This is a genomic window from Yinghuangia aomiensis (assembly GCF_039542225.1).
Classification (GTDB): Bacteria; Actinomycetota; Actinomycetes; order Streptomycetales; family Streptomycetaceae; genus Yinghuangia; species Yinghuangia aomiensis.
Map to the genome: position 1 here is coordinate 66,504 of NZ_BAABHS010000015.1, position 23,741 is coordinate 90,244.

Consider the following 23,741-nt stretch of genomic DNA (forward strand, 5'->3'; position numbering starts at 1 on the left):
CGTACGCCGGGGCGCCGACGTGCGCCACGGAGAAAAACGATCACGTTGGAAGGGTGCGCGGCAGTGCTTCCAGTCCGTCCAAAAACCGGTCCACGACAAAGCGGAAGCGTTCGTCCATATCGGGACCGGCCATCGCCCGCGCGGACGCGACGAGGTGCGGATACCGGTCGGCGGGCAGCCCCTCGATGAGGCCGGCGATCTCGTCGACCGCGGCCCTCCGCCCGAGGCGCCCCTCGGCTTCGGCCGCGGACACCGCGGCCTGCTCGTTGAGCATGAAGCCGGTGACCGTGATCCCCAGCGTGTAGCTCGCCAACGTGGCGTCCTGGCGGCTGAATCCGGCGTCGTGCAGCACTTCGAGCTGCTGCTCCATGACGGTCCACATGCCGGGCCCGTGCAGGAAGCGGCCGGCGAGCACCCGCACCGCGTCGCGGCGGACGCGCAGGAACTCCCGGAAGCCCCATGCGATCGCGCCCAGGTCGGCGCGCCAGTCCCCGGACCGCACCGGGAGGTCCGGCGCGGCGGCGAGCATCAGCGCGTCGCCGAGCAGGTCGAGGAGTTCTTCCTTGCTGCGCACATGCCAGTACAGCGACGGCGCGCGGACGCCCAGCTCCGCGGCGACGGCCCGCATCGACAGCGCGTCGAGGCCGTCGCGCTGGAGCACGGCCAGTCCGGCGCGGGCCAGCGCGTCGCGGGTCACCGAGCCGCGCTCGGCGCTCTTCACTTCCTGCGGCTGTGTCATCGCCTGAAATCTACTTGCCGGATCGGTCGCCATCCGCCACTCTAACGCCGTTAGAGTGTTCCCTAACACTGTAAGGGAGAGTGGCCGTGGCCACCGAAGTACGACCCCGGCCGGACGCGGCGCGACCGCCGGGCGCGCCGCGCAAGGGCGTGATCCTGGGCGTCCTGTGCGTGGCGCTGTTCATCGCGATGCTCGACAACGTCGTGGTGTCGAACGCGCTGCCGACCATCGACCGCGATCTCGGCGCGGGAGTCAGCGGCCTGCAGTGGGTCATGGAGGCGTACAGCCTGGTGTTCGCGGCGTTCCTGCTCACCGGCGGCACGCTCGGCGACCGCTATGGGCGCCGCCGGGTGTTCCTCGTCGGCCTGAGCCTGTTCACCGCGGGCTCGGCGCTGTGCGCGCTGTCCGGTTCGCTCGGCGTGCTCGTCGGCGGCCGCGTCGTGCAAGGCCTCGGCGGGGCGCTGCTGATGCCCGGGACGATGGCGATCATCCGGCACGTCTTCACCGACGACGCGGAGCGCGCCCGGGCGATCGGCCTGTGGTCCGGGGTGTCCGGCGCGGGGCTCGCGCTCGGGCCGGTCGTCGGCGGGCCGATGGTCGACGCGTTCGGGTGGGCGAGCATCTTCTGGATCAACGTGCCGATCGGCATCGCGGGTGTCGTGCTGGGTGCGGTGTTCCTGCCGGAGTTCGCCGAACGGCGCGGCCGTCTGGACGTGGCCGGCCTGGTGCTGGGCGTGATCGCCATCGGGGCACTGGTGTACGCGCTGGTCGAAGGCCCCGCGCGCGGCTGGGCGTCGGTCCCGGTGCTCGCCGCGGCGTCGGTGTCCGCGGTCGCGTTCGCGGTGTTCGCCGTCGTCGAACTGCGGGTGGCGACGCCGATGCTCGACCTGACGTTCTTCCGCGACCGGTTCGTGGCCGCCGCGGTGTGGGGCGGATTCGCGGTGAGCTTCGGCATGTTCGGCGCGCTGTTCTTCATCGGCCTGCTGATGCAGGACATCTACGGCTGGTCGGCGGCCGGCTCCGGATACACCGGGCTGCCCGCGACGATCGCGCTGATGGCGGCCGCGCCGGTCGCCGGACGGCTGTCCGCGCGCTACCACCCGCGGGTGCCGCTGGTCGCGGGGCTGACGCTGTGCGCGGTGGCGTTGGGCGGGTTGTCGCTGTACGGCGTCGGCGCGTCGTATGCCGCGTACTTCTGGGTGCTTCCGGTGCTCGGTGCCGGCATGGGCCTGGCGATGTCGCCGGTGTCGATCACCGTCATGTCCCGGGTCGCCCCGGCGCGCGCCGGGATGGCGTCGGCCACCAGCAACACGGCGCGCGAACTCGGCGGCGTGTTCGGCATCGCGGTGCTCGGCGCGGTCCTCACCGCCCGGCTGTCGGACAGCCTGACCGACCGGCTGGGTGCGGCCGGACTGCCCGCGGCGGACGTGCGGCACACGGTCGACGCGGTGACCGCCGGCGGCGGCGGGGGCGTCGGACACCTCGGACAGGCGCCGCCGGTGGTGCGGCACGCGTCCGAGACGGCTTTCGTGGACGGCCTGCACCTGGCGCTGTGGACCGGCGCGGCCGTGCTCACCCTGTCCGCCGCGGTGGTCGCCTGGCTGATGCGCCCGGAGCGGCGGGCCGAGCAGCCCGTCGAGCCGTCCGGGCCGGTGGCGGACACCCGTCCGGTGGCGGCCTGACCACCGCCGGGGTGCCGCGAGCCTGGCCATGCCGATACGCGGTTAGGCTCGCGGCACGCCGTTGGATGTCTCCGGGAGGTCTGCTGTGTCCGCGCTTGTGACGCCGTCCGCGGGCGGGGTGCCCGATCGCGCCGATGCGGTGGCCGTCGCCGGGGAGTCCGTGAGCCGCGAGGACCTCTTCGGCGCGGCCGCCGCGCTCGCCGACAAGATCGCGGGCAGCCCGGCGGTCGCCGTGCGCGCGACCGCGAGCCTGGGCACGGTCGTGGCGACGCTCGCCGGGCTCACCGCCGGGGTGCCGGTCGTTCCGGTGCCGCCGGACTCCGGCCCGGTCGAGCGCACGCACATCCTCGGCGACTCCGGCGCGGCCCTGCTGCTGGAGCCCGGCGGTCCGGGCGCATGGGACGACATCACGCTCCCCGTCGTCCCGGTCGACACCGCGGCCCGCGCGGCGAGCAGCTACCCGGAGCCCGCTCCGGACAGCACCGCGTTCGTCCTCTACACCAGCGGAACGACCGGGGCACCCAAGGGAGTTCTCCTCTCCCGCGGCGCGCTCGCGGCCGACCTCGACGCGCTCGCGGACGCCTGGGCGTGGACGCCGGACGACGTGCTGGTGCACGGGCTGCCGCTGTTCCACGTGCACGGACTGGTGCTCGGGGTGCTGGGCGCGCTGCGCACCGGGGCGCGACTGGTGCATACCGGGCGGCCGACGCCCGAGGCCTACGCGAAAGCGGGCGGGAGCCTGTACTTCGGCGTGCCGACGGTGTGGTCGCGCGTCGCCGAGGACCCGGCCGCGGCGGCCGCGCTGGCCGGGGCCCGGCTGCTGGTGTCGGGCAGCGCCCCGCTGCCGGTCCCGGTGTTCGACCGGCTGGCCGCGCTGACCGGGCATGCGCCGGTCGAGCGGTACGGCATGACGGAGACCCTGATCACGGTGAGCACCCGCGCGGACGGCGAACGCCGCCCGGGCTTCGTCGGCCTCCCCCTCGACGGCGTCGAGACGCGGCTGGCCGGCGAGGACGGCGCGGCGGTTCCGTACGACGGCGAGACGGTCGGCGAACTCCAGGTCCGCGGCGCGACGCTCTTCGCCGGCTACCTCGACCGCCCCGACGCCACCGCCGAAGCCCTCACCTCCGACGGCTGGTTCCGCACCGGCGACGTCGCCACCGTCGGCCCGGACGGCTGGCACCGGATCGTCGGCCGCGCCTCCACCGACCTCATCAAGTCCGGCGGCTACCGCGTCGGCGCGGGCGAGGTCGAGGGCGCGCTGCTCGCGCACGACGCGGTGCGCGAGGCGGCCGTGGTCGGCGTCCCGCACGACGACCTGGGCCAGGAGATCGTGGCGTTCGTGGTGGCGGACGGTGTCACCGGGCCGGAGCTCGCGGACTTCGTGGCGCGCTCGCTGTCCGTGCACAAGCGCCCGCGCCGCGTCCTGCTCGTCGACGCCCTCCCCCGCAACGCGATGGGCAAGGTGCAGAAGAAGCAGCTGCGAGCCTGAGCGGCCCGTCGGCGTCAGCCCGTGCCGCCGCCGACGCCGATCTCGTTGCCGTCCGCGTCCCGGTAGACCACCTTGGTCACGCCGCCGTCGTATGTCTCGCGTCGCGCCGGCTCGATGCCCCGCCGCGCGACCGCGGCCACCCGCTCGTCGAGGTCGTCGACGAACGTCAGCACCAGGGCGTTCCCCGCCCGTACCGGGTCCTCGACGATGTAGACGTAGCGGTGCTCGGCCACTTCCCACACCGCCTCGGTGTCGTTGGGGAGAAACGCCGGGGGGCCGCCGAAGAACCGCTCGTACCACGGCAGCGCCGCGGCGTAACTGGCGACGGGAACGCCGGCGAAGAGGCTCGGACCCATGCTGCCCTCCGGGTGCGGTCGACGTGTCACCTGTACCGACTCCACCGGCGCCGGAAACTCATCGGTCCGCCATTCCGCCCGCCTGCTCGACCCCGGACAAGTCAGCACTGGATGACTCGCCGTCGCACGACATAGTATGCGCGCATAGCATATGACGGATCGCGCGCACTCTTTCCGAACGGAGACCGCACCATGTGGACGCACGAGCACACCGCCGAGACGCCGCTGACCCGCGAGGCGATCTGGAAGGTCCTCGCCGACATCGACAACTGGGCCCGCTGGGACACGTCGATGGAGTCCGTCGCGCTGCTCGGCCCGTTCGCGGTCGGTTCGCAGCTGTCGATGACACCGATCGGGCAGGATGCGATCGTGTCGACGATCAGCGAGATCACGGAGAACGAGCGCTACGCGGACGAGACCGAGTTCAACGGCCTCACCCTGCGCTTCAGCCACACCCTCGTCGCGCTGCCGGCCGGCGGCACCCGGGTCGTGCACCGGCTGGAGATCGACGGCCCCGGCGCCGACGCCGCCGGCCCGGAGATCGGACCGATGATCACCGAGGACTTCCCCGAGGCCATGGAGGGGCTGCTCCGCTGCGCGGCCGAGTGATCCTCAGGGGGTACGGACCCGGGCGCGAACGGCCCCGCCCCCGGGCCGAGTTCCGGTGCCAACGAAACGGATCGGGCAGGATGCCGATATGACGAACGAGGACCTGGCCCGCCGCGGCTTCGCCACCGGAACCGACGTCTACCACCGCGCCCGCCCCGCCTACCGCCCCGAGGTGCTCGCCTATGTGGCCGAGGCCGCGGGTCTGGCCCGGGATGCCCACGTGCTCGACCTGGCCGCCGGCACCGGCCGCATGACCCGCGAACTCGTCGCGCTGGGGACCGACGTGACGGCCGTCGAGCCCGCGCCCGCGATGCGCGAGACCTTCGTCGCCGAACTGCCCGACGTGCGGCTGGTGGACGGCACCGCCGAGCAGATCCCGGCCGGCGACGCCCAGTTCGACGCCGTCGTGGTGGCACAGGCGTTCCACTGGTTCGACGCGCCGACCGCGCTGCGCGAGATCGCCCGGGTGCTGCGGCCGGGCGGCGCCCTCGCGGTGCTGTGGAACGAACGCGACCAAAGCGAGCCGTGGGCGGCCGAGTTGGTCGCGGCGACGCGCTGGGAGGGGTTCCGGCCCTACCTGGTCGACCGCGATCTGGGCACGGACCTCGACGCGAGCGGTCGCTACGAACCCGCGGTGCGCCGCGACTTCCCCTGGACGGACCGGCTGACACACGAGCAACTACTGGAACGCGTCGGCACGTTCAGCTACGTGGTGGCCATGCCGGAGGACGAACGGGCAGCCCTGTTCGGGCGGGTGCGGGCGTACCTGCCGAAGCTGCCGGATCCGGTGGAACTGCCGTATGTGACGGGCACGCTCGTGAGCCGCAAGCGACGCTGAAGGCAGCTCGTTCGAGCGCGGCGGTCGCGGCGAGGGGCAGCGCCGGAAACGGCTCGGCCCGGCCCCGGGGAAACCGGGCCCGGGCCGGGACCGTGCGCGCGATCGGTCACCACGTCGCCCTCGACCCGTCTCCGGGCCGTGGCCGCCGTCAGTCGCGGGTCGCCACCAGGTTGGTCTCCGGGAGGCGGACCAGCGGGATACGGCGGGTGCAACGGGTCTGGTAGTCGTTGTAGTAGGCGCGGTCGGCGGTCAGGCCGGCCCACGTCTCGGTGTAGTCGTCGCCGTCGAGGACCTCCGCCTCGCTCCAGTACGTCGCCCGCTGGACGCGCACCAGGATCTGCGGGTTGGCCTTCTTGTCCGCGAGGTTGACGAACCACGACGGGTTCTTGTCGGCGCCCGCGAACGACGCGACGACGATGCGGTGGCCGTCCTTGTCGACCCAGTACGGGAGCGCGACCTTGTGCACGTTGCCGGTCTTGCGGCCGACCGTCTGGATGAGGACGTGGAGCATCCCCGCGACGTCCCACCACTCGTTCTCGTCCGAGCCTTCCATGCCCTTGACGTGTTCCTTCGTGAAGGCCACGATCTCGTCCGGGCTGGGCTCGATGAACTCTTCGTTGCGCTGATCCGTCGACATGCCGGGGAGCGTAATCACCGAAACTTGACCTTGCAATGCAATGGGTGTGTGACGCGTGCCGGGAGCCCCGGCACGCGCCGGTCAGACCCCGTCGAGCGAGCGCACCGTGCGCCCGAACTCCTCGATCAGGTCCAGGCTCACACCAACCCGCCCGGTGTAGTCGGCCGGGCAGTCGCACAGCGCGAGCGCCCCTTCGACCATCTGCTCCATGGTCTCGATCTGGTCGGGCCGCACGATGTGCCCGACCAGCTCCTGCGCGCCCTCGCTCATCACCGCGGCGCGCGGCTCGACCGTGTTCACCCGGATGCCCGCGCCGTGCAGTTCCGCGGCGAGGCCGTTGGTCAGCCGGTTGAGGGCCGCCTTGGACGAGCCGTAGACGGTCGTGCCGGTACCGGTGCCGCCGAGCACGAACGGCGGGCCGGGCCACGGCTTCGCGGTCGCGCTGGAGACGTTGACGATCCAGCCCTCGCCGCGCTCGCGCATCCCCGGGATCGCCGCCTGCGCCAAGTGCAGCGGCGCGATGACGTTGATCTCGTAGTGCAGGCGGGCGCGGCGCAGCGGATAGTCCGCGACGGCCGCGTACACGCCCATGGCGGCGTTGTTGACCAGGATGTCGATCGGCCCGCCGAGGGCTTCGGCGGCTTCCGGGACGATCCGCTCGCGGTCGTCCTCGTTGGCCAGGTCGGCGCCGATCAGCGCGACCTTGCCGCCGTGCGCGGCGATGCGTTCGCCGACTTCGGCGAGGGTGCCGGGCAGCTTCGCCGAGGTGTCGAGGCTGCGGGCGGTGATGGCGACGTCCGCGCCTTCCGCGGCGAGGCGCCGGGCGAGGGAGGCGCCGATTCCGCGGCTGGCCCCGGTGACCAGGGCGCGGCGTCCGGCGAACCGCTTCTCGGACATGGGTCGGCTCCTCAGGGGCGGGTGAAGGCGGGGCTGTTGCTGTCCGCGGGCAGGCTGCCGAGCGGGGTGGCGATCTCGTCGTAGGTGGGCCCGCAGGTGGCGGCGTAGCGGTCCAGGACGTCGAGGTCGAAGCCGTACACCTCGGCGGCGTTCCCGGCGAGCATGCGGCGCAGGTCGGCCCGGTCGGTGCCGGGGAAGGCGCGGCGCAGGGCCTCGCGGGTGTACGGGTAGGTGCCTTCGTCGTGCGGGTAGTCGCTGCCCCACATGAACCGGTCGATGCCGATCTCGTGGCGGCTGTCCGCTTCGACGGGGCTGGGGAAGCTGACGCCGACCCAGACGTTGCGGGCGAAGTACTCGGACGGCTTGAGCGGCAGCCGGTCGTCGTCGCCGTAGGCGAGTTCGCCGATGCGGCCGGACGACATCTGCGCGTGGTAGGCGTCGAGTTGGCGCAGCAGCGGCGGGATCCACGAGGCGCCCTGCTCGGTGATGACGAACTTCAGGCGCGGGAAGCGCTCGAACGCGCCGGACACCAGCATGTGGGTGAGCGGGCGGCGGAAGAACGTCGCGGCTTCGGCGATCCACAGGAACTTCGAGGCCGGGTAGGGCCCGTAGTCGGGCGAGCCGGAGCCGCCGTGGTTGACGACGACCAGGTCGAGGTCCTGGCAGACCTCCCACAGCCGGTCCCAGTCGGGGGCGTAGATCGGCGTGATGCCGGCCGCGTCCGGCGGGGTGGTCGGCACGAGGATGCCGGCGAGGCCTTGCTCCTTGGCCCACTTGGCTTCGGCGATCGCGTCGTCGATGTCGTTGAGGAAGATCTGCGCGAGGCCGGCCCGGCGGTGCTTGTGCTCGCCGCCGCACCACTCGGCGAGCCAGCGGTTGTGCGCGCGGATGCCGGCGAGGCGGCGGGCGTACGACTCGGCGGACGGCGGGCGGGCGATGAGCTGGCCGGTCGGGAAGAACGGCGGGACGGTGTTGGGGAAGACCACCTCGGCGACGACGCCGTCGGCTTCCATCTCGGCGATGCGGCGGGAGTCGTCCCAGTTGCGGGTGCGTCCGTCGTCCTGCAGGTCGCGGAACGGGTTGCGGTACTTGCCGCGCCAGGCGTCGAACTCCTCGTGCCACGCGGAGTCGAGGTAGTTGCGGTAGGTCTCCATGTTCGCGCCGGCGTGGCCGTCGGCGGAGATGACGGTGTAGCGGTCGGTCATCGCGCCGCCTCCTTCTGTTCGGGCTGCCCCGCGGCCTCGGCGGCCTTCGGGTCGAGGTTGAAGACGCGCACAGCGTTGTCGCGCAGGAACTTGGGCCACACGTCGGCCTTGAACGGCACGTCGGGCAGTTCGCGGAAGATGCGGTCCAGGGAGAGGCCCATGGGGTAGTAGCCCGCGTACATGATCTTGTCGGCGCCGCGGGTGTTCGCGTAGTCGACGATCGCCTTCGGGTAGTACTTCGGGGCGAAGGCGGAGGTCATGTAGTACAGGCCGGGCCACTTGAGCATGAGCTTGACGGCCAGGTCCTCCCACGGCTCGGCGCCGTGGCGCATCACGATGCGCAGCTCGGGGAAGTCGTAGCAGACCTGGTCGAAGTGCATGACGTCCTGGCAGGCGGCGGGCACGCGCGGCCCGGGGATCCCGGCGTTGGAGATGATCGGGATGTCCAGGTCGATGCAGGTCTGGTAGACCGCGTAGTAGCGGCGGTCGCTGACGGGCACCTGCGGGTTGCAGCCGGCCGGGAACGTGGTGACCGCGGCGATGCCGTGCTCGGCGTGCGCGGTGCGGATGCGGCGGACCGCGGCGGTGATGTCGTTCGGGTCGACCTCGATGCTGAACCGGAACCGGCCCGGGTGGCGCTCGGCGGCCTTCAGCGCGGTCTCGCTCAGGCCGACGAGGCCGATCGCGACGCCGCACGCGTCCATCTTGGCGACGGTGGTGGCGATCGGGTCCTCGTCGTCGGCGAGCTGGTTGGGCACGCCCTTGAACATGTACTCGGCGGGGAACTCCATGCCGGCGCTGTCCGCGTCCTTGAGCTGTGGCTTGAGGAAGTCGTAGTGGCTGCGTGCCTGGGCGCTCGGGAATCCGATCATCAGGTCGACAGCGCCGACGTCGGCGGGGAAACCGGGCACGCGAAACCTCCTTGGCCGGCCTGGGTTTCAGGCCGCTACTGGGACATGTTTCACTCTACTTAGTTGATTGACTCTGTCAACCTATTGGCCGCGGGAGGGGTCGCCGGGCCTTGCTGTGCGGGCGCTCCGGCGGCCCGCTCCAGGGCCCGGATGTGGTGTAGTGCGAACAGCAGCGGGATCGCCCCGAAGAACCCGAAGGACATGTCGATCAACGACCAGTAGACGGGGATGCCGCGCACCGGCCCGCAGACCAGCGCCAAGGGGACGAGCGCCGCGCACGCGATCAGGCCCCACTGCACCACCCACACGTTGCGCACCGGATCGCACAGCGGGCCCCAGAAGGCGGCGGCGATCGTCAGGTGGGCGAAGGCCAGCCAGTCGGTGCCGTACGCCAGGAAGGGATAGTGCGCGTTCGTCACCGCGACGCCTTCGCGCGTCCGGTCGATCCAGGCCACGACGTCGGTCGGCAGCCAGCTCGTGCGGTGCGCGAGGTCGGCCAGCCACGCCGTCTCGGTCTCCAGCGGGAAGGCGGTCAGGCCGCTGACGACGAGGCCGGCCAGGAAGACGGCGAGCCAGATGCGTGTGCGTCTCATGTGGTGCGCGGGGGATATCGCGTGGGTGGTCATGGCACCGGACGCTAGACCCGCCGGACACCCCCGCCTGACCGGTAAAGCCCCTGGTCACACAACATGTGCAGGGTACGTGCAGAACCTTCACGACTCCGTCTGCGACCTCTCGGGCCGCCCACCCCGTCTCGTCTGTGGAAGGCCACCACGAAGGAGCAGCGATGCGCAGGAGCACCCGCGAGGGCTTCACCGAATTCGCCGAGGCCGCCGCGCCACGCCTGCGGCAGACCGCGTACCTGGTGTGCGGCGACTGGCATCTCGCGGAGGACCTGACGCAGACCGCGCTGGAGAAGGTCTACGTGGCGTGGCGACGCGTGGAACGCGCCGAGAACCCCGAGGCGTACGCGAAACGCATCGTCCTCAACGCCTATCTGGACAGACGGCGATTGCGCAGCTCCGGGGAAGTCACCGGCCTGGACGTCCGCGAACTCGACCGGCCCGCCGTCGACGACGGCAGCGCCGAGTTGCGGCTGACCCTGCGCGCGGCGCTCATGCGGCTTCCACCGCGCACCCGCGCGGTGCTGATCCTGCGCTATTGGGAAGACCAAAGCCTGGAGAGCACCGCCGAGTTGCTCGGCATGTCGGTGTCCGCGGTCAAGAGCGCGGGACCACGCGGCCTCGCGCAGCTGCGTGACCTGCTGGGTACCGACCTGCCTTCCCTGTCGACGTCGTGACGAGCGCGAGAAGAGAAACCGGCATGCTGACCGAAGACCGCTTCAAAGACCTGCTGAACGCCGAACTCGACGCCTCCCCCGGCCCGCCGATGCCCGGCATCGCGGACCGCGCCGCGGCGGGCGGCCGCCGCCGGGCCCGGCACCGCACGGCCGCCGCGGCGGCGGGCACCGCGCTCGCCGTCGGGATCCTCGCTGGCGGCATCACCGTGGTGTCGGCGCTGGGCCCGAGCGGGGCGTCGGTCGCCGGGCCCGCCGCGGGGCCCTCGGCTTCCGCGACACCGCAGGCGGCCACCCTCCAAGGCGACCCGCGGTTCCCGGAACAGCCGGTCCCCGACAACCCCCTGGCCGCGCAACTCCGCCCGGCCATCGAGCAGTTGCTTCCCGGCGGCACGAAGACCACCCGGGTGTACACGGGCAGCGACGGCGGCATCTACGCCACCGTGGACTGGCGGACCGGACAGGGCCTCGTCGAGGTCGTCGTCGGCCTGGTCGGCAGGCAGTGGTTCGGCTGCGAACTGGTCGGCGGGAAACCCCGGCAGGTGGAGGGCAACTACGGGCAGTGCGTGCTGACCAACGGCACGCTCGTCGGCACGTACGGCGGGACCAACGCCAAGACCGGACTGCAGAACCGGCGCTTCGACACCGTGTCCGACGGCACGATGATCACGCTCAGCTACGCGAACGGCACGATCTCCGACAACGCCACGCCCACCCAGCCGCAGCTGCCGCTCACCGACGAGCAGGGCATCGGCATCGTCACCAGCGACGCGTGGCGGCCGCTGCTGACCGCCTACGTCCCGCTGCCCCCGGGACCGACGGGCGCCCCGACCCGGATCCCGAGCCCCCCGGCGACGGTAGACTTGCCGCCGCTGACGTCGGGTTCACACCCGCCCGCTTCCAGCCCTCCGGCCCACCGCTGACCTCGACCGGCTCCGCCCCGGCGGACGCGCGTGCGGCCCCGGCCTTTCCAGGCCGGGGCCGTACGCGTGTCTTCACAGGACTGTTCAGCGGGTCAGCGGGTCAGCGGGTCAGCGCCTGCTTGATCAGCGTCCGCCCGAAGTCCCACACCAGACCGGTTCCCTTGTGCGCGTCGTCCATGACGTCCACGAACGCGGCCGTGAAGTTGTCCACGTCGTGCTGCCCGATCACGTACGGCGGCAGCAGCTTGATGACGTCCATGTGGTCGCCCGCGACCTGGGTGAGCATCCGGTGGCGCTGGAACAGCGGCACGACCACCATCTGCGCGAACAAGCCCGTCCGCGCCGCCTTCAGCGTGGACCAGCCGGCCCGCAGCTTGAGCGAGCGCGGCTTGCCGAACTCCAGTCCCACCATGAGGCCGCGGCCGCGCACGTCGGCGAACAGCTCGTACTTGTCCTGCAGCGGCTTCAGCGCCGCCTGGAACGCGTCGCCCATACGTTGGCAGTTGCCCACCAGGTCCTCGTCCTCCAGGACCGCGAGCGTCGCGAGGCCGGCCGCCATCGCCTGGTTGTTGCCGCCGAAGGTGCAGTCGTGGACCAGGACGCGGTCCATCGTCGAGTAGACCTTCTTGAAGATCCAGTCCTTGGTGATCGTCGCGCCGATCGGCACGTAGCCGCCGGACAGCGCCTTGGCGACCGTGACGATGTCCGGCTCGACACCGTCCTCCCACTCGTACGCCCAGAACTTGCCGGTGCGCCCCATGCCGACCTGCACCTCGTCCGCGATCAGCAGCGCGCCGTGCTGCCGCAGCAGTTTCTGCGCGGCCGCCATGAAGCCGGGCGGCGGGATCAGCACGCCCTTGCCCTGGATCGGCTCCATGATGAACGCCGCGACATCGCCGCGCTTCAGCTCGCGCTCCAGGGCGTCCAGGTCGCCCAGCTTGATCGCGGAGTCCGGCAGCAGCGGCTCGAAGCCCTTGCGGAACTCCTTCGCGCCGTTGACCGACAGCGAACCCGTGGTCAGGCCGTGGAACGCGTGGTCGACGTAGACGATCCGCTTGCGGCCGGTCGCGAAGCGGGCGAACTTCAGCGCCGCCTCGACCGCTTCGGTGCCGCTGTTGCAGAAGTACACGCGGTCCAGGTGCGGCGTCGTCTTGAGCAGCCGGTCCGCGAGCGCGACGGCGAGCGTCGGCGTCGCGAAGTGCACGATGTCCGGCAGGTCGAGCGCGATCACGTCCTGCATCGCCTTGCGCACCACCGGGTGGTGGCGGCCGACCCCGTAGGTGCCGAAGCCGGACAGGAAGTCCAGGTATTCGGCGCCGGTCTCGTCGTACAGGTACGGGCCTTCGGCACGCACGTAGTCGCGGTGGAAACCGATGGTCTGCAGGACGCGCGGCAGCTGCGGGTTCAGATGCTTCGCGGTCAGCTCGAACTCCTGCCCGCGGTACTGCTCAAGCGTCTCGCCGAGGTCGAACGTCATCGCCACCGTCCTGTTCGCTCACCGTGCCGGGTGCCCGGGGTGCCTGGGGTGCCTGTGACCCGGGCGCCTCGGGCGTCTGGGTCAAGTCTGCCTCGTTCCGCCCGGCCGGCGCGGACGACGCCGCCGGGTCCGCGGGTTCGTCGGGCGCCGCCGCCGTATATGGGCCGCGCAGCCACGCGGACAGTACCGGGGCGACCACCTTCAGCGACGTGTAGGCCTTGAGCCCGTTGCGCACGATCCCCGGCCGCAGCAGCTCGTGCCCCGGCGCGTCCGACACCACCCGCACGACCGCCCACGGCCGGTCCTCGGCGCTCCCGCCGAGCAGGAACGACGACTCCATGTCCGCCGCCACCACGCCCCGCGCGGCAAGCGCCTCCCGCTCGGCCGGCCGCACCAGCTTCCGCACCGTCGCCACCGGCCCCGTGTGCACCACCGGCCCCAGCGACGCCGACGCCGCCGCCTCGCGCAGCGCCGCCGCCACCTCGTCGGCCCACGGGCACACGCGCACGTGGCCGGACGGATCGCGTACCTCGGTGGCCACGACCACCTCGCCGGGCTTGAGCCCGCGCATCCCCGCGCCCATGCCCGCGATCACCAGCGCGGGCACCGACCGCAGCCGCACCGCGGCGTTGCGCGACTTGCGCTCCCCCATGCCGGTGCGCACCACGGGGACCGCCCCGCCGCGGCCGAGGGCGTGTGCCTCGATCCGCAGCGGGGCGGCGACGACCCCTCGGTCCCGCGCGTCCCGCCGATCCCCCGGGTCGGTCACGCGGCCGTCTTCACGTAGCGGCCGAGCGCCATGATCGGAAAAACGATCCGGTACATGTGGTACTTGATGTAGAAGTCGCCGGGGAAGCCCGTGCCGGTGAACTGCGGCTCGTCCCACCCGCCTTCGGCGTTCTGCCGGGACGCCAGCCAGGCCGCGCCGCGGTCCACCGCCGGGCCCCGCTCACCGGCCGCGAGCAGCGCCATCAGCGCCCAGGCGGTCTGCGAGGCGGTCGAATCCCCCTTGCCCGCCCAGGACTTGTCGACGTACGACCTCAAGTCCTCGCCCCAGCCGCCGTCTTCGTTCTGAACCTTGTACAGCCACCGCACCGCGCGCCGGATCGCGCTGTGCCGCGGGTCGACACCCGCGAGCACCAAGGCCGGAACGACCGCACCGGTGCCGTAGATGTAGTTCGCGCCCCAGCGGCCGAACCACGACCCGTCCGGCTCCTGGTTGCGCAGCAGCCAGCGGACGCCCTCGACGACCTGGTCGCGGTACTCCGGCCCGGACTCGGCGAACATCTCGACGATGTGCGCCGTCACGTCCGCCGACGGCGGGTCGATGACCGCGCCGAAGTCGCAGAACGGCAGCTTCAACGGCAGCATGCTGGTGTTGTCCGCGTCGAACGCGCCCCAGCCGCCGTCCTTGCTGCGCATGCCCGCGGTCCACACCTCGGCGCGGCCGAGCACGGCGGCCTTGCGCTCGGGGTCCGGGTGGTCCGCGTAGCGCAGCCCCATGACCACCTCGGCGGTGTCGTCCGTGTCCGGGTAGTAGTCGTTGGCGAACTCGAAGGCCCAGCCGCCCGGTTCGAGGTTCGGGCGGCGCACCGCCCAGTCCCCGCGCTCGCGGATCTCCTCGTCCAGCAGCCAGTCGGCGGCCTTGACCACCTGCGGGTGGTCATGCGGGAGACCCGCGTCGCGCAGCGCCACCAGGGACAGGCCGGTGTCCCACACCGGCGACTGGCACGCCTCGAACCGGCGCACGGTGCCCTCGGGCGTGTCCTCCCAGATGGTGAACCCGTCCAGGCCCTTGATGCCCTGCGCCATCACCGGGTGGTTCAGCGGGTAGCCCATCAGGTGCAGCGCCATCAGCGAGTAGACCCACGGCGGCTGGATGCCGCCCCACCCGCCGTCGGCTTCCTGCCGCTGGATGATCCACTGCGTCGCGCGGCGCATCGCGTTGCGGCGCAGCGGCTGCACCGGCTTCTTGCTGTAGACGTGCAGCGCCTTGTCGGCGGTGCGGAAGAACTTCGACCACGGGTCGGTGTCGACCGGCTTGGGCTGCACGAACCCGGTCGGCGCCAACTCGTCCAGCGGGAAGGGCGACTTCCGCACCGGGCGGAACGCGTTCACGATCGTGAGCGGCACGATGGTCTGCCGCGCCCAGCACGCGAAGTCGTAGACGTTGAGCGGGAACCACTTGGGGAAGTAGATCAACTCCGGCGGCATGACCGGGAGTTCGTCCCACGAGGCCCAGCCGAAGAGGGCCAGCCAGATCCGGGTGAAGACCCGGGTGTGCGGCACACCGCCGTGCTCGCGGATGAACGCGGCGGCGTGCTGCATGTGCTCGGCGTCGGGGGAGTCCCCGGCGAGCTTGAGGGCGACGTACGCCTCGACGGTCGTGGACAATTCCGCGGGCCCGCCGCGGAACGACGCCCACGTCCCGTCCTCGCGCTGGTTCGACCGGATCCAGCGGGCGGTCTGCTCGGTCTGCTCGGCGGAGCGGATGCCGAGGAACTCGCGGAACAGCAAGTCCTCGGCGTCCATCGTGACGTTGGTTTCCAGCTCGCCCTTCCACCAGCCCACGTCGCTCTGCACGGAGAGCAAGTGCGCCACGGCCCGGTCCAGCGTGTCCTTCGCCTGGTCCGGGGCGTGACCGGCTTCGGTCCGGACGGTCACCGTCATGATCACAACTCCCGAGTCGTAGTGAATGCCGCCAAGGCCGCCAGGTCGGTACGCGTCACCTCCGGGATACCGAGTCCGTCGAGGCAACCAAGGGCAAGTTCCAGGTGCCGCTGCGCCTCCGCTTCGGTGCGCGCGCGGCCGCCGGCGTCTTCGATGAGCCGGGCCGCGGCGTCGAGCTGACTCTCAGTCAGTTCGCCCGGGGAGACATACAGTTCGGCAAGTCGGCCGGCTTCCGCATGGCCGGAGTTGAGGGCGGCGACGACCGGGACGGACTTCTTCCGCTGCCGCAGGTCGTTCCAGGCGGACTTTCCGGTCACCTCGGGACGGCCCCAGATGCCGAGCAGGTCGTCGACCGCCTGGAACGCGATGCCGAGGTTGTGGCCGAAGCCGTAGAGCTTGTCGACCACGGCCTGGTCCGCGCCCGCGAGCGCGGCGCCGATCGCGCTGGCCGCGGCGAGCAGCGCACCGGTCTTGTTGCCCGCCATGGCGAGGCACTCGTCGACGGTGACGTCCATCCGCGTCTCGAACGACAGGTCCTGCGACTGGCCGTCGATGAGCGCCGCGGTCGCGTCGGTGAGCAGCTTGGCGGCGCGGGCGCCCTGCCCGGCGGACTCCATCAGCACCTGCTCGGCCAGCACGAGCAGGCCGTCGCCGGCCAGCACCGCGAGGCCGGGCCCGAACGCCTTCCAGGCCGTGGGGCGATGTCTGCGTTCCTCGTCGCCGTCCATCAGGTCGTCGTGCAACAGCGAGAAGTTGTGCACGAGTTCGACGCCGACCGCGCCGGGCACGCCCAGCTCGACCGGTGCGCCGACCGCTTCCGCGGACAGCAGGGCGAGGGCGGGGCGCAGGGCCTTTCCGCCGTTGCCGGGCACCGGGCGGCCTTGCACGTCCACCCAGCCCATGTGGTACGCGCTCACCTTGGCGAGCGGCGGTTCGAGCCGCGCCACGGCCGCGCGCAGCGCGGGCTGCGTGGCCTCTCGGGCGCGGTCCAGTACAACGGGCGCGAGGGAGCTGTCGGCTACGGTCACGGTGTCGTCGTCCTCTCCGGGAAAGCACCTGGCGGGGTCGTCGGCAGAACACGCCCGGGAATCGTGGCTTCGGCAGCGGCCAGGCCGCTGCGGACGGCGCCTTCCATCGTCGCGGGCCAGCCGGTGGCGGTCCACGCGCCGGCCAGGGCGAGGCCCGGGACGGCCGTGTGCGCGTGCGGCCGCAGCCGTCCGGAGCCCGGGGCGGCACGGAAGGTCGCCGTGCGTTCTTTGGTCACGACGAACTCCTCGACGCGCGCGTCGCGGGCGGCGGGGAGCAGGCGTTCGAGCGCGGGCAGGTACCGCTCGCGCAGTTGCTGGTGCGTCATGTCGATCTCGGCGTCCGCCGCGGAGTGGGAGACCGCGAGGTAGCGGCCGCGCGGCAGGCCGAGGTTGGCACTGCGGTCGAAGACCCACTGCACCGGGCTGGCGAGCCCGGCGGCGAACTCGTGGTCGAAGACCGGCCGGTCGTAGACGACGTGCAGGTTGACGATGGGCGAACTGCCCAGCCCGGCCAGCACGGTCGGGTCGGCGGGCCGGTCGCCGAGGAGGAGGGCGCCCGGAGGCAGCAGGCGGGCGGCGTCCTCGTGCGGGACGGCCAGCACGACCGCGTCGCCGGACACCGTGGCGCCGTCGGCGGCGACGGTGAAGCCGCCCTCGGGCAGCACGTCGAGCGCCGAGACGCGGGTGCGGAGCCGGACGTCGACCTTGGCGTCCTCCAGCGCGCGCTGCGCGGCGTCGCCGTGCAGCTGCTGCAGGGGGACGCGGCTCCAGCCGATGTCCGCGCCGTCGTTGGTGTCGAGCAGCCCGGTGCGGAAGACCTTGACGGCCATCGCGAGCGAGGCGTGCTCGGCGGTGAGGTTGAGGGTGGCGACGCCGACCAGGTCCCACATCGCGGCGCGTTCGCGGCCGGTGACGCCGAAGCGGTCCAGCCAGGCGCCGAAGGTGGTCTCGTCGAGCTTGGGGTCGTCCGGGTCGAGGCGCTTGAGGGCCATCGCGGCGACGCCGACCCGGGCGCGTCCGGCGAGGGTGAGGAACGGGTAGCGGGAGAGCGCGGCGGACAGGTGCAGGGGCGACGGCAGCCCGGAGCGGTGCAGCCGTCCGGTCGTGCCCCACGGGGTCAGCACCGGGACGTCCAGCCGGTCCTGGAGTTCGACGAGGTGGGCGGTGCCGATCCGGTCGAGGAAGCCGCGGTACGCGGTGCAGCAGCGCAGGAACACGTGCTGCCCGTTGTCCAGCCAGCGGCCGTCGCGGCGGAACGAGAAGGTGGCCCCGCCGAGTCTGGGGCGGCCTTCCAGCAGGGTCACCGACATGCCCGCATCAGCCGCGGCCAGCGCGGCGGTGATGCCGGCGAGTCCCCCTCCCACCACGATCAGACGACGTGTCATGAGCCCTCACGTACCCAGATGATCACTCGGCCTACTCACCCTTGAAGTGTTTTTCCCCGGTTCGTGTTCCCCACGCGATGAATTTTCTGGAAGGCGGATCGCCCACCCACCGGCAAACCGGACAAACCACGTACCGCGATCTCCGCTTTCTCCCAGCCGGGCAGCGATTGGCGGCCCTCCAGAACCAGCGACGGCTCGGCCACGATCCGGGTGAGAAGGCGCCGGTAGATGCCCGCCATCGCACCCGTGCACGCGGCACTGCGCCGGTCGAGCAGCGGGAGCAGGCGCAGGCCCTCGTCGAACAGCCGGCGGGCGCGCTCGCCCTCGAAGCGCACCAGGTCGTCGAAGGCGGCGCCGGGCACGAACGTTCCGTCGGCTTCCCAGGCGCCTTCCAGGCCGAACTTGGCGAGGTCCTCGCGCGGCAGGTAGACCCGGCCGTTCTCCTTGTCCTCCTTGATGTCGCGGAGGATGTTGGTCACCTGGAGGGCCAGGCCGAGGGTGTCGGCCAGCTCGGGGGCGCGCTCCGGATCGGCCGACCCGAAGATGGCCAGCGACAGCCGGCCGACCGCGCCCGCGACGCAGCGGCAGTACACGACCAATTGGTCGAACGTGTGGTACTGCGTCTCCTTCAGGTCCATCTCGACGCCGTCGATCAGCTCGTCGAGCGCGGACAGCGGGATGGGGTAGCGGCGGGCGGCGTCGCCGAGGGCCGCGCAGACCGGGTCCCGGTACGCGTCGAGGTCCTGGAGCTGGGCGCGCATCCGCGCGAGTTCGGAGATCTTGGTCTCCAGCGGCAGGTCGCCGTCGCCGATGTCGTCCACTTCGCGGGCGAACGCGTAGACGGCGCTGAGCGCCAGGCGTTTGGGTTCGGGCAGCAGCCGGATGCCGTAGTAGAAGTTGCGCGCCTGGTTACGGGTAAGCCGCTCGCAGTAGGCGTACGAGGCGTCTACATCCATATCGCTCCTTCACCGTTTCCGGGCCAGCACGCGGACGACTTCCCGCAGCAGGCCGGCCTTGCCGGGCCTGGGGCGCTGCCCCAGTACGTCGTGGTCCGCGGCGGCGATGGCCGCCAATGCCGCTCGTCCCCCGGCCGTGAACCCCGCGACCGCGAGGCGTTCGCGCCCGCGCAGCGAATGGACCAGCGGGGCACCGGCGCGGAGCAGGTTAGCCGCGCGTCCGGCCTCGAACGCAACCAGTTTTCGCAGGTCGGGACCCGCGGTAGAGGCTTTCAGATCGGCTTCCGCGACTCCGAACCGGGTCATGTCCTCGGCCGGCAGGTAGATCCGGCCCTTGCCGAAGTCCTCGCCGACATCCTGCAGGTGCTCGGCGATCTGCAGCGCGGTGCAGATCTCGTCGCTGCGGGCGAAGCGCCAGTCGTCCGCCTTGCCGAAGACGTACAGGACGATCCGGCCGACGGGGTCGGCGGAGAGCCTGCAGTAGGCGACCAGGTCGTCGAACGTCTCGTAGCGCGCCACGCGCTGGTCCTGGCGGTTCGCCTCGATCAGCGCGACCAGCGGGTCGGCGGGCAGGCCGACGGCTTCGACCGTGCCGCGCAGTGGGCGCAGCACGTCCAGCCGCGGGTCGCTTCCCGCGTAGATCCGGCGCACGTCGTCCTCGACCGCGTCGAGCTGGGCGAGCCGGTCCCCCTGGGCCTCGTCGCCGATGTCGTCGACGAGCCGCGCGAAGCCGTACACCGCGAGCAGGTGGCGGCGGTGCTCGGGGCGCAGCACGCGCGAGGCGACGGGGAAGTTCTCGTCTTTGGCCTGGGCCATGACCACCGCCGGGTCGACGACCGCCCGGTCGGGCACGACGGCAGCCGCCGCCGGGTCGCCTCCGGTGTCATCGCAACCTGCATGACCGCCGGAATTGCGCTCCATCTCTCTCCCTGGACTGCTGTGAACCGCGTCCCCGGCGGCTGCGGACGGCAGCGGTCGGCAACGGCTCCAACACGACAGTTGGCCAGGAACTCGGCGTGTCCCGGTCGGTCTGACGGTTCAGCTTGCCTGATCAGCGATGGGCCGATCAAGCACCGGGCTGACGCGTGTCAGTACGATTCCACGCACCATTCCGACCGAAACGCCACCGAAATCCACGGCATCGGATCCCGCTATCCACAGCTGCGCGGGCGCGTAGTCACCCCCTTGGCAGTCAGGACGCGGGGGCCTCGGCGGCGGTTTCACCGGGGCATTGCGATTTTCCGCGATTTTCCCCATCGCGGCACGGCGCACACGCCCGTGGGCCAACCGGAGGTTGGGATTCCGTTAATTCCGGCGGGGTCGACAAACGGCCATTCGGGAAACTCACCGTCGGCAAAGCGGGACCTTCGCCCCTAATTGCCGAACCGCACGCGAGGCCATGCTGGAACACATGAGGACCACACCCGTGGCGACATCTGTGCCGACCGTCGAACAGCTCCCCGCCGACGCGGCGCTCCGGCTGATGGCCGGCGTGCCGGTCGGGCGCGTGGTATTCACCGAAGGCGCACTGCCGGCCATTCGCCCGGTGCATTTCCTCTTCGACGGCGCCGACGTGGTGTTCCGCATCATGGCCGACCAACGATTGGCCGCCGCACTGCACAACACCGTGGTTGCCTTCGAGGCCGACGAGTACGACGCCGTGGACGGAACCGGCTGGACGGCGACCGTCACCGGGCATGCGACGCGCGTCGACAACGTGGCGGAGATCACCCGCCTCGACGGCCTTCTGCCGCGCCCCTGGGGCCCCGAAGCGGTCCTGTTCCGGGTCGAGGCGGAGATCGTGACGGGACGGCGGGTGGGGTACTAGCCGGGCGTCCGGAGATCTGCGCCGGGCGCGGGCCACACGAACGTGTGACCGAGGCGACAACGCCCCCTTCGAAGAGCGACACTGGCGGGCAGCACCCAAGGAGGTGAAGGAGACCGGTGAGTGTTACAGCAGCCGAGCATCACGGACCGTGGACGCTGGACGACGTCCTGGCCCTGCCCGAAGACCCCCGGAACCGCATCGAGTTGGTCGGGGGAGCCCTCCTGACGAGCCCCAGCCCCGGCGTCCCGCACCAACGAGCCGGTCATCGCCTCCACCTCCTCCTGGACGCCGCCATCGAGGCCGCCTCGGCGCCCCTCGAAGTGCTCGACGCGGTCAACGTCGTCATCCCGGACGGCCTGCTCATCCCCGACCTGGTGGTCGCCGACGAGGAGGCCGCCGCAGCCGCCGGTGCCACCCTGCACGCTGCCGACGTCGTGCTGGTCGTCGAGATCGCTTCTCCGTCGACCCGGGTCGCCGACCGGAAAATGAAGCCCGCGCTGTACGCGGCGGCGGGCATCCCGCATTACTGGTGCCTTGAGCTCGAACCCGCACCCCGCCTCTACCTCGGAAGCCTCGACCGCGGCACCTACGCCGACCGCCTTGTGCAGGCCGGCGAAACCACCACCGCCACCGAGCCGTTTGCCTTCGACATCGATCCCGCCCGGCTCGTGCACCGCTGAGGCCCACTCAACCGGGCGGCGGTGGGCGCAGCCCTCCTAACCCTCCACAACCGCATTGTCTGCCGCGTGGTGGCAGGACACCGTCACCCCGCCCAGCAGCCGCGGCTCCGGCACGTCCACGGCGCACTCCGCGGTCGCCAGCGGGCAGCGCGGGTGGAAAGCGCAGCCCGGGGGCGGCTCGATCGCCGAGGGCACCTCGCCGATGGCGCCGGTGTCGGCGGCCCGGGCGGGACCGGTGCGCGTCAGGTCCGGTTCGGGGACGCTCGCGAGCAGCATGCGGGCGTACGGGTGTGCGGGCTCGTGCAGGACCTCGGCAGCGGGCCCGATCTCGGCGATCCGGCCCAGGTACATCACGGCCGCCCGGTCGGCGAGCCGCCGGGCGATGTCGATCTCGTGGGTGATCAGCACGATCGCCAGGCCCAGCTCGTCGCGCAGCCGCAGCAGCAGGTTGACGACGGTGGCCTTCACGCTCGCGTCCAGGCTCGCGGTGGGCTCGTCGAGCACCAGCACGCGCGGCCCGACCAGCAGCGCCCGGGCGAGCACCAGGCGGGCCAGCTCGCCGCCGCTCAGGTCTCTCGGCATGCGGTCGAGGTGCTCTTCGGACAGGCCCACCCGGCGGATCGCGTCCAGCGCCGCCTTCTCCCGCTCGTCCTTGCCCGCGGCCAGACCGTGAACGCGCAGCGGCTGGTGGAGCGCGTGGCGGATGCCGCGGCGGCGGTTGAAGGCGGCGCGCGGGTTCTGCGTCACCAACTGCACGAGGCGCTGGTCGGCGGCGCCGCGCCGGGCCGGCAGGTCGCGGCCGTCGAGGGCGACGGTGCCGCCGGTCGGCTCGGAGAGCCCGGCGAGCATGCGCGCCACCGTCGACTTGCCGCACCCGGACTCCCCCACCACCGCGAGGATTTCGCCTGCCGCGACGTCGAACGACACGTCCTCGACGGCGTGCACCTGCGCGGCGGGACCGCGCTTGCCGAGTCCGCGCGGCACCGGGAAATAGCGCCGCAGGCCCGTGGCGGCGAGCATCGGGGTGCGGCCGGGCGCGGCCTGCTCCTTGCGCGGCTGGGCAATGCCGGTCATGTCGCCTCCCCTTCGTCCGCCCCGTGGTCCGCCGTGTGGCACCCCACCGTTCCCGCACCGATCCGGCGGGAGGCCGGCATCGCCGTCCGGCACGCGTCCACGACGTCCGGGCAGCGCGGCGCGAACGGGCAGCCGGCGAGCGCGTTCGCGCCTTCCGCGGTGCCCGGGATCGGGCGCAGCGGCTCGTCCGCCGGGGTGGTCGACGGCATCGACGCGACCAGGGCGCGCGTGTAGGGGTGCCGCGGGTTCGCGAACAGCTCCGCGACAGGGGCGGTTTCCACGAGGCGGCCGCCGTACATCACGCCGACGCGGTCGCAGATCTGGCCGACCACGGCGAGGTCGTGGGAGACGTAGAGCATTGCCAGGCCGAGCTGTTCGCGCAGCGTCAGCAGGAGCTTGAGGACCTGCGCCTGCACGGTGGCGTCCAGGGTGGTGGTCGGCTCGTCGGCGAGCAGCAGCGCCGGGCGGTGGGACAGCGCGGCCACGGCGATGACCAGGCGTTGGAGCTGGCCGCCGGAGAACGCGCCGGGCAGGTCGCGGGGGCGGTCGAGGACCGGGCCGAGGCCGATGTCGGCGAGCAGGCCGCGCACCGCGGGGTCGTCGAGCAGGCCGCCGAGGTACCAGCGCAGTTGCCGGCCGACCGGGGTGGTGGGCGACAGCGAGGTCATGGGCTGCTGGGGGACGAGGGCGATACGGCGGCCGCGGAGGCGCCGCATGTCGCGGTCGCGGAGCCGGGCGAGGTCGCGGCCTTCGAAGGCGATCTCGGCGGCGTCGCGGCGGGTGCCGTCCGGGAGGAGGCCCATGACGGCCGTGCACACGCTGCTCTTGCCGCTGCCGGACTCCCCGACCAGGCCCAGGATTTCGCCGGGGCGGACGGCGAAGGAGACGTCGCGGACGGCGGTCACCGGCCCCCGCGCGGAGGGATAGGTGACGGAGAGGTCGCGGACGCGCAGCAGCGGTTCGGGCGGCGCGGGGCGCGCGGCGTCGTCCGGGTGGGCGGCCGCGGCGGGCGGCGTGCCCGGTCCGAGTGTCGTGGCCATGGGTGGATCCGTCCGTC

Annotated in this window: 24 protein-coding genes; 8 read left to right on the forward strand and 16 right to left on the reverse strand. The window is 72.1% G+C overall.

The window, feature by feature from the left end:
* Positions 1 to 40 precede the first annotated feature (40 nt).
* Positions 41 to 739, reverse strand: coding sequence for a TetR/AcrR family transcriptional regulator C-terminal domain-containing protein (locus tag ABEA93_RS21430; protein ID WP_345677280.1), 699 nt, complete (start codon positions 737 to 739; stop codon positions 41 to 43).
* Between the two features lie 86 nt (positions 740 to 825).
* On the opposite strand from ABEA93_RS21430, the gene ABEA93_RS21435 reads away from it, so the two are divergent.
* Together ABEA93_RS21435 and ABEA93_RS21440 are read left to right on the forward strand one after the other, a co-directional pair.
* Entirely contained in the window at positions 826 to 2,421 is a 1,596-nt protein-coding gene (locus ABEA93_RS21435; protein WP_345677281.1) for an MFS transporter, read from the forward strand.
* Positions 2,422 to 2,506: 85 nt separating this feature from the next.
* Positions 2,507 to 3,913, forward strand: a complete 1,407-nt coding sequence (locus ABEA93_RS21440) for an acyl-CoA synthetase (RefSeq protein WP_345677282.1) — start codon at positions 2,507 to 2,509, stop codon at positions 3,911 to 3,913.
* Between the two features lie 14 nt (positions 3,914 to 3,927).
* Here the strand turns inward: ABEA93_RS21440 and ABEA93_RS21445 are convergent, their stop codons facing one another.
* Entirely contained in the window at positions 3,928 to 4,269 is a 342-nt protein-coding gene (locus tag ABEA93_RS21445) for a VOC family protein (protein ID WP_345677283.1), read from the reverse strand.
* A gap of 192 nt (positions 4,270 to 4,461) precedes the next feature.
* Between ABEA93_RS21445 and ABEA93_RS21450 the strand changes: the two genes are divergently transcribed.
* Both ABEA93_RS21450 and ABEA93_RS21455 read left to right on the forward strand, forming a co-directional pair.
* Complete coding sequence (locus tag ABEA93_RS21450) at positions 4,462 to 4,878, forward strand: SRPBCC family protein (protein WP_345677284.1); 417 nt, start codon at positions 4,462 to 4,464, stop codon at positions 4,876 to 4,878.
* An 88-nt stretch (positions 4,879 to 4,966) separates the two neighbouring features.
* A complete protein-coding gene (locus tag ABEA93_RS21455) occupies positions 4,967 to 5,716 on the forward strand; it encodes a class I SAM-dependent methyltransferase (protein WP_345677285.1) in 750 nt (249 codons plus the stop codon).
* A gap of 148 nt (positions 5,717 to 5,864) precedes the next feature.
* On the opposite strand, the gene ABEA93_RS21460 is transcribed toward ABEA93_RS21455, so the two are convergent.
* The 5 genes from ABEA93_RS21460 to ABEA93_RS21480 form a co-directional block, all read right to left on the reverse strand.
* Positions 5,865 to 6,353 carry a nitroreductase/quinone reductase family protein gene (locus ABEA93_RS21460; RefSeq protein ID WP_345677286.1) on the reverse strand — a complete coding sequence of 163 codons (489 nt, stop codon included), beginning with the start codon at positions 6,351 to 6,353 and terminating at the stop codon, positions 5,865 to 5,867.
* An 81-nt stretch (positions 6,354 to 6,434) separates the two neighbouring features.
* A complete protein-coding gene (locus ABEA93_RS21465) occupies positions 6,435 to 7,250 on the reverse strand; it encodes an SDR family NAD(P)-dependent oxidoreductase (RefSeq protein ID WP_345677287.1) in 816 nt (271 codons plus the stop codon).
* 11 nt (positions 7,251 to 7,261) lie between these two features.
* A complete protein-coding gene (locus ABEA93_RS21470; protein ID WP_345677288.1) occupies positions 7,262 to 8,455 on the reverse strand; it encodes an amidohydrolase family protein in 1,194 nt (397 codons plus the stop codon).
* On the reverse strand, positions 8,452 to 9,366 hold the full coding sequence (locus tag ABEA93_RS21475; protein WP_345677289.1) for an amidohydrolase family protein: 915 nt from the start codon (positions 9,364 to 9,366) through the stop codon (positions 8,452 to 8,454). The genes ABEA93_RS21470 and ABEA93_RS21475 overlap by 4 nt, the downstream gene beginning before the upstream one ends.
* A gap of 59 nt (positions 9,367 to 9,425) precedes the next feature.
* Positions 9,426 to 9,992: a hypothetical protein gene (locus tag ABEA93_RS21480; protein ID WP_345677290.1), complete on the reverse strand. Its 567-nt coding sequence runs from the start codon at positions 9,990 to 9,992 to the stop codon at positions 9,426 to 9,428.
* 161 nt (positions 9,993 to 10,153) lie between these two features.
* Here ABEA93_RS21480 and ABEA93_RS21485 point away from each other — a divergent pair, with 161 nt between their 5' ends.
* Positions 10,154 to 10,666 (forward strand): SigE family RNA polymerase sigma factor, encoded by a 513-nt coding sequence (locus ABEA93_RS21485; RefSeq protein WP_345677291.1) that lies wholly within the window; start codon positions 10,154 to 10,156, stop codon positions 10,664 to 10,666.
* 23 nt (positions 10,667 to 10,689) lie between these two features.
* Positions 10,690 to 11,586: a hypothetical protein gene (locus ABEA93_RS21490; protein WP_345677292.1), complete on the forward strand. Its 897-nt coding sequence runs from the start codon at positions 10,690 to 10,692 to the stop codon at positions 11,584 to 11,586.
* Between the two features lie 100 nt (positions 11,587 to 11,686).
* Here the strand turns inward: ABEA93_RS21490 and ABEA93_RS21495 are convergent, their stop codons facing one another.
* Genes ABEA93_RS21495 through hpnC form a run of 7 tightly spaced genes read right to left on the reverse strand, consistent with a single transcriptional unit; the run spans position 11,687 to position 19,918 of the window.
* Positions 11,687 to 13,063 carry an aspartate aminotransferase family protein gene (locus ABEA93_RS21495; protein ID WP_345677293.1) on the reverse strand — a complete coding sequence of 459 codons (1,377 nt, stop codon included), beginning with the start codon at positions 13,061 to 13,063 and terminating at the stop codon, positions 11,687 to 11,689.
* The gene (locus tag ABEA93_RS21500; protein ID WP_345677294.1) at positions 13,035 to 13,832 is read right to left on the reverse strand and encodes a phosphorylase family protein; all 798 of its coding nucleotides are present in this window, start codon (positions 13,830 to 13,832) and stop codon (positions 13,035 to 13,037) included. Before ABEA93_RS21500 ends, ABEA93_RS21495 begins: the two co-directional genes overlap by 29 nt.
* Positions 13,829 to 15,733 (reverse strand): squalene--hopene cyclase, encoded by a 1,905-nt coding sequence (shc, locus tag ABEA93_RS21505; RefSeq protein WP_345677295.1) that lies wholly within the window; start codon positions 15,731 to 15,733, stop codon positions 13,829 to 13,831. The genes ABEA93_RS21500 and shc overlap by 4 nt, the downstream gene beginning before the upstream one ends.
* A 2-nt stretch (positions 15,734 to 15,735) precedes the next feature.
* The gene (locus ABEA93_RS21510; RefSeq protein WP_345677296.1) at positions 15,736 to 16,761 is read right to left on the reverse strand and encodes a polyprenyl synthetase family protein; all 1,026 of its coding nucleotides are present in this window, start codon (positions 16,759 to 16,761) and stop codon (positions 15,736 to 15,738) included.
* The gene (gene hpnE / locus ABEA93_RS21515; RefSeq protein WP_345677297.1) at positions 16,758 to 18,146 is read right to left on the reverse strand and encodes a hydroxysqualene dehydroxylase HpnE; all 1,389 of its coding nucleotides are present in this window, start codon (positions 18,144 to 18,146) and stop codon (positions 16,758 to 16,760) included. The genes ABEA93_RS21510 and hpnE overlap by 4 nt, the downstream gene beginning before the upstream one ends.
* Before the next feature lie 35 nt (positions 18,147 to 18,181).
* Positions 18,182 to 19,102, reverse strand: coding sequence for a presqualene diphosphate synthase HpnD (gene hpnD, locus ABEA93_RS21520; RefSeq protein ID WP_345677298.1), 921 nt, complete (start codon positions 19,100 to 19,102; stop codon positions 18,182 to 18,184).
* Positions 19,103 to 19,111: 9 nt separating this feature from the next.
* Positions 19,112 to 19,918, reverse strand: a complete 807-nt coding sequence (gene hpnC / locus ABEA93_RS21525) for a squalene synthase HpnC (protein ID WP_345677419.1) — start codon at positions 19,916 to 19,918, stop codon at positions 19,112 to 19,114.
* A gap of 595 nt (positions 19,919 to 20,513) precedes the next feature.
* Between hpnC and ABEA93_RS21530 the strand changes: the two genes are divergently transcribed.
* Both ABEA93_RS21530 and ABEA93_RS21535 read left to right on the forward strand, forming a co-directional pair.
* On the forward strand, positions 20,514 to 20,930 hold the full coding sequence (locus ABEA93_RS21530) for a pyridoxamine 5'-phosphate oxidase family protein (RefSeq protein ID WP_345677299.1): 417 nt from the start codon (positions 20,514 to 20,516) through the stop codon (positions 20,928 to 20,930).
* 116 nt (positions 20,931 to 21,046) lie between these two features.
* A complete protein-coding gene (locus ABEA93_RS21535; protein ID WP_345677300.1) occupies positions 21,047 to 21,610 on the forward strand; it encodes a Uma2 family endonuclease in 564 nt (187 codons plus the stop codon).
* A gap of 36 nt (positions 21,611 to 21,646) precedes the next feature.
* Here the strand turns inward: ABEA93_RS21535 and ABEA93_RS21540 are convergent, their stop codons facing one another.
* Positions 21,647 to 22,684, reverse strand: coding sequence for an oligopeptide/dipeptide ABC transporter ATP-binding protein (locus tag ABEA93_RS21540; RefSeq protein WP_345677301.1), 1,038 nt, complete (start codon positions 22,682 to 22,684; stop codon positions 21,647 to 21,649).
* A complete protein-coding gene (locus ABEA93_RS21545) occupies positions 22,681 to 23,724 on the reverse strand; it encodes an ABC transporter ATP-binding protein (RefSeq protein ID WP_345677302.1) in 1,044 nt (347 codons plus the stop codon). The genes ABEA93_RS21540 and ABEA93_RS21545 overlap by 4 nt, the downstream gene beginning before the upstream one ends.
* Positions 23,725 to 23,741 lie beyond the last annotated feature (17 nt).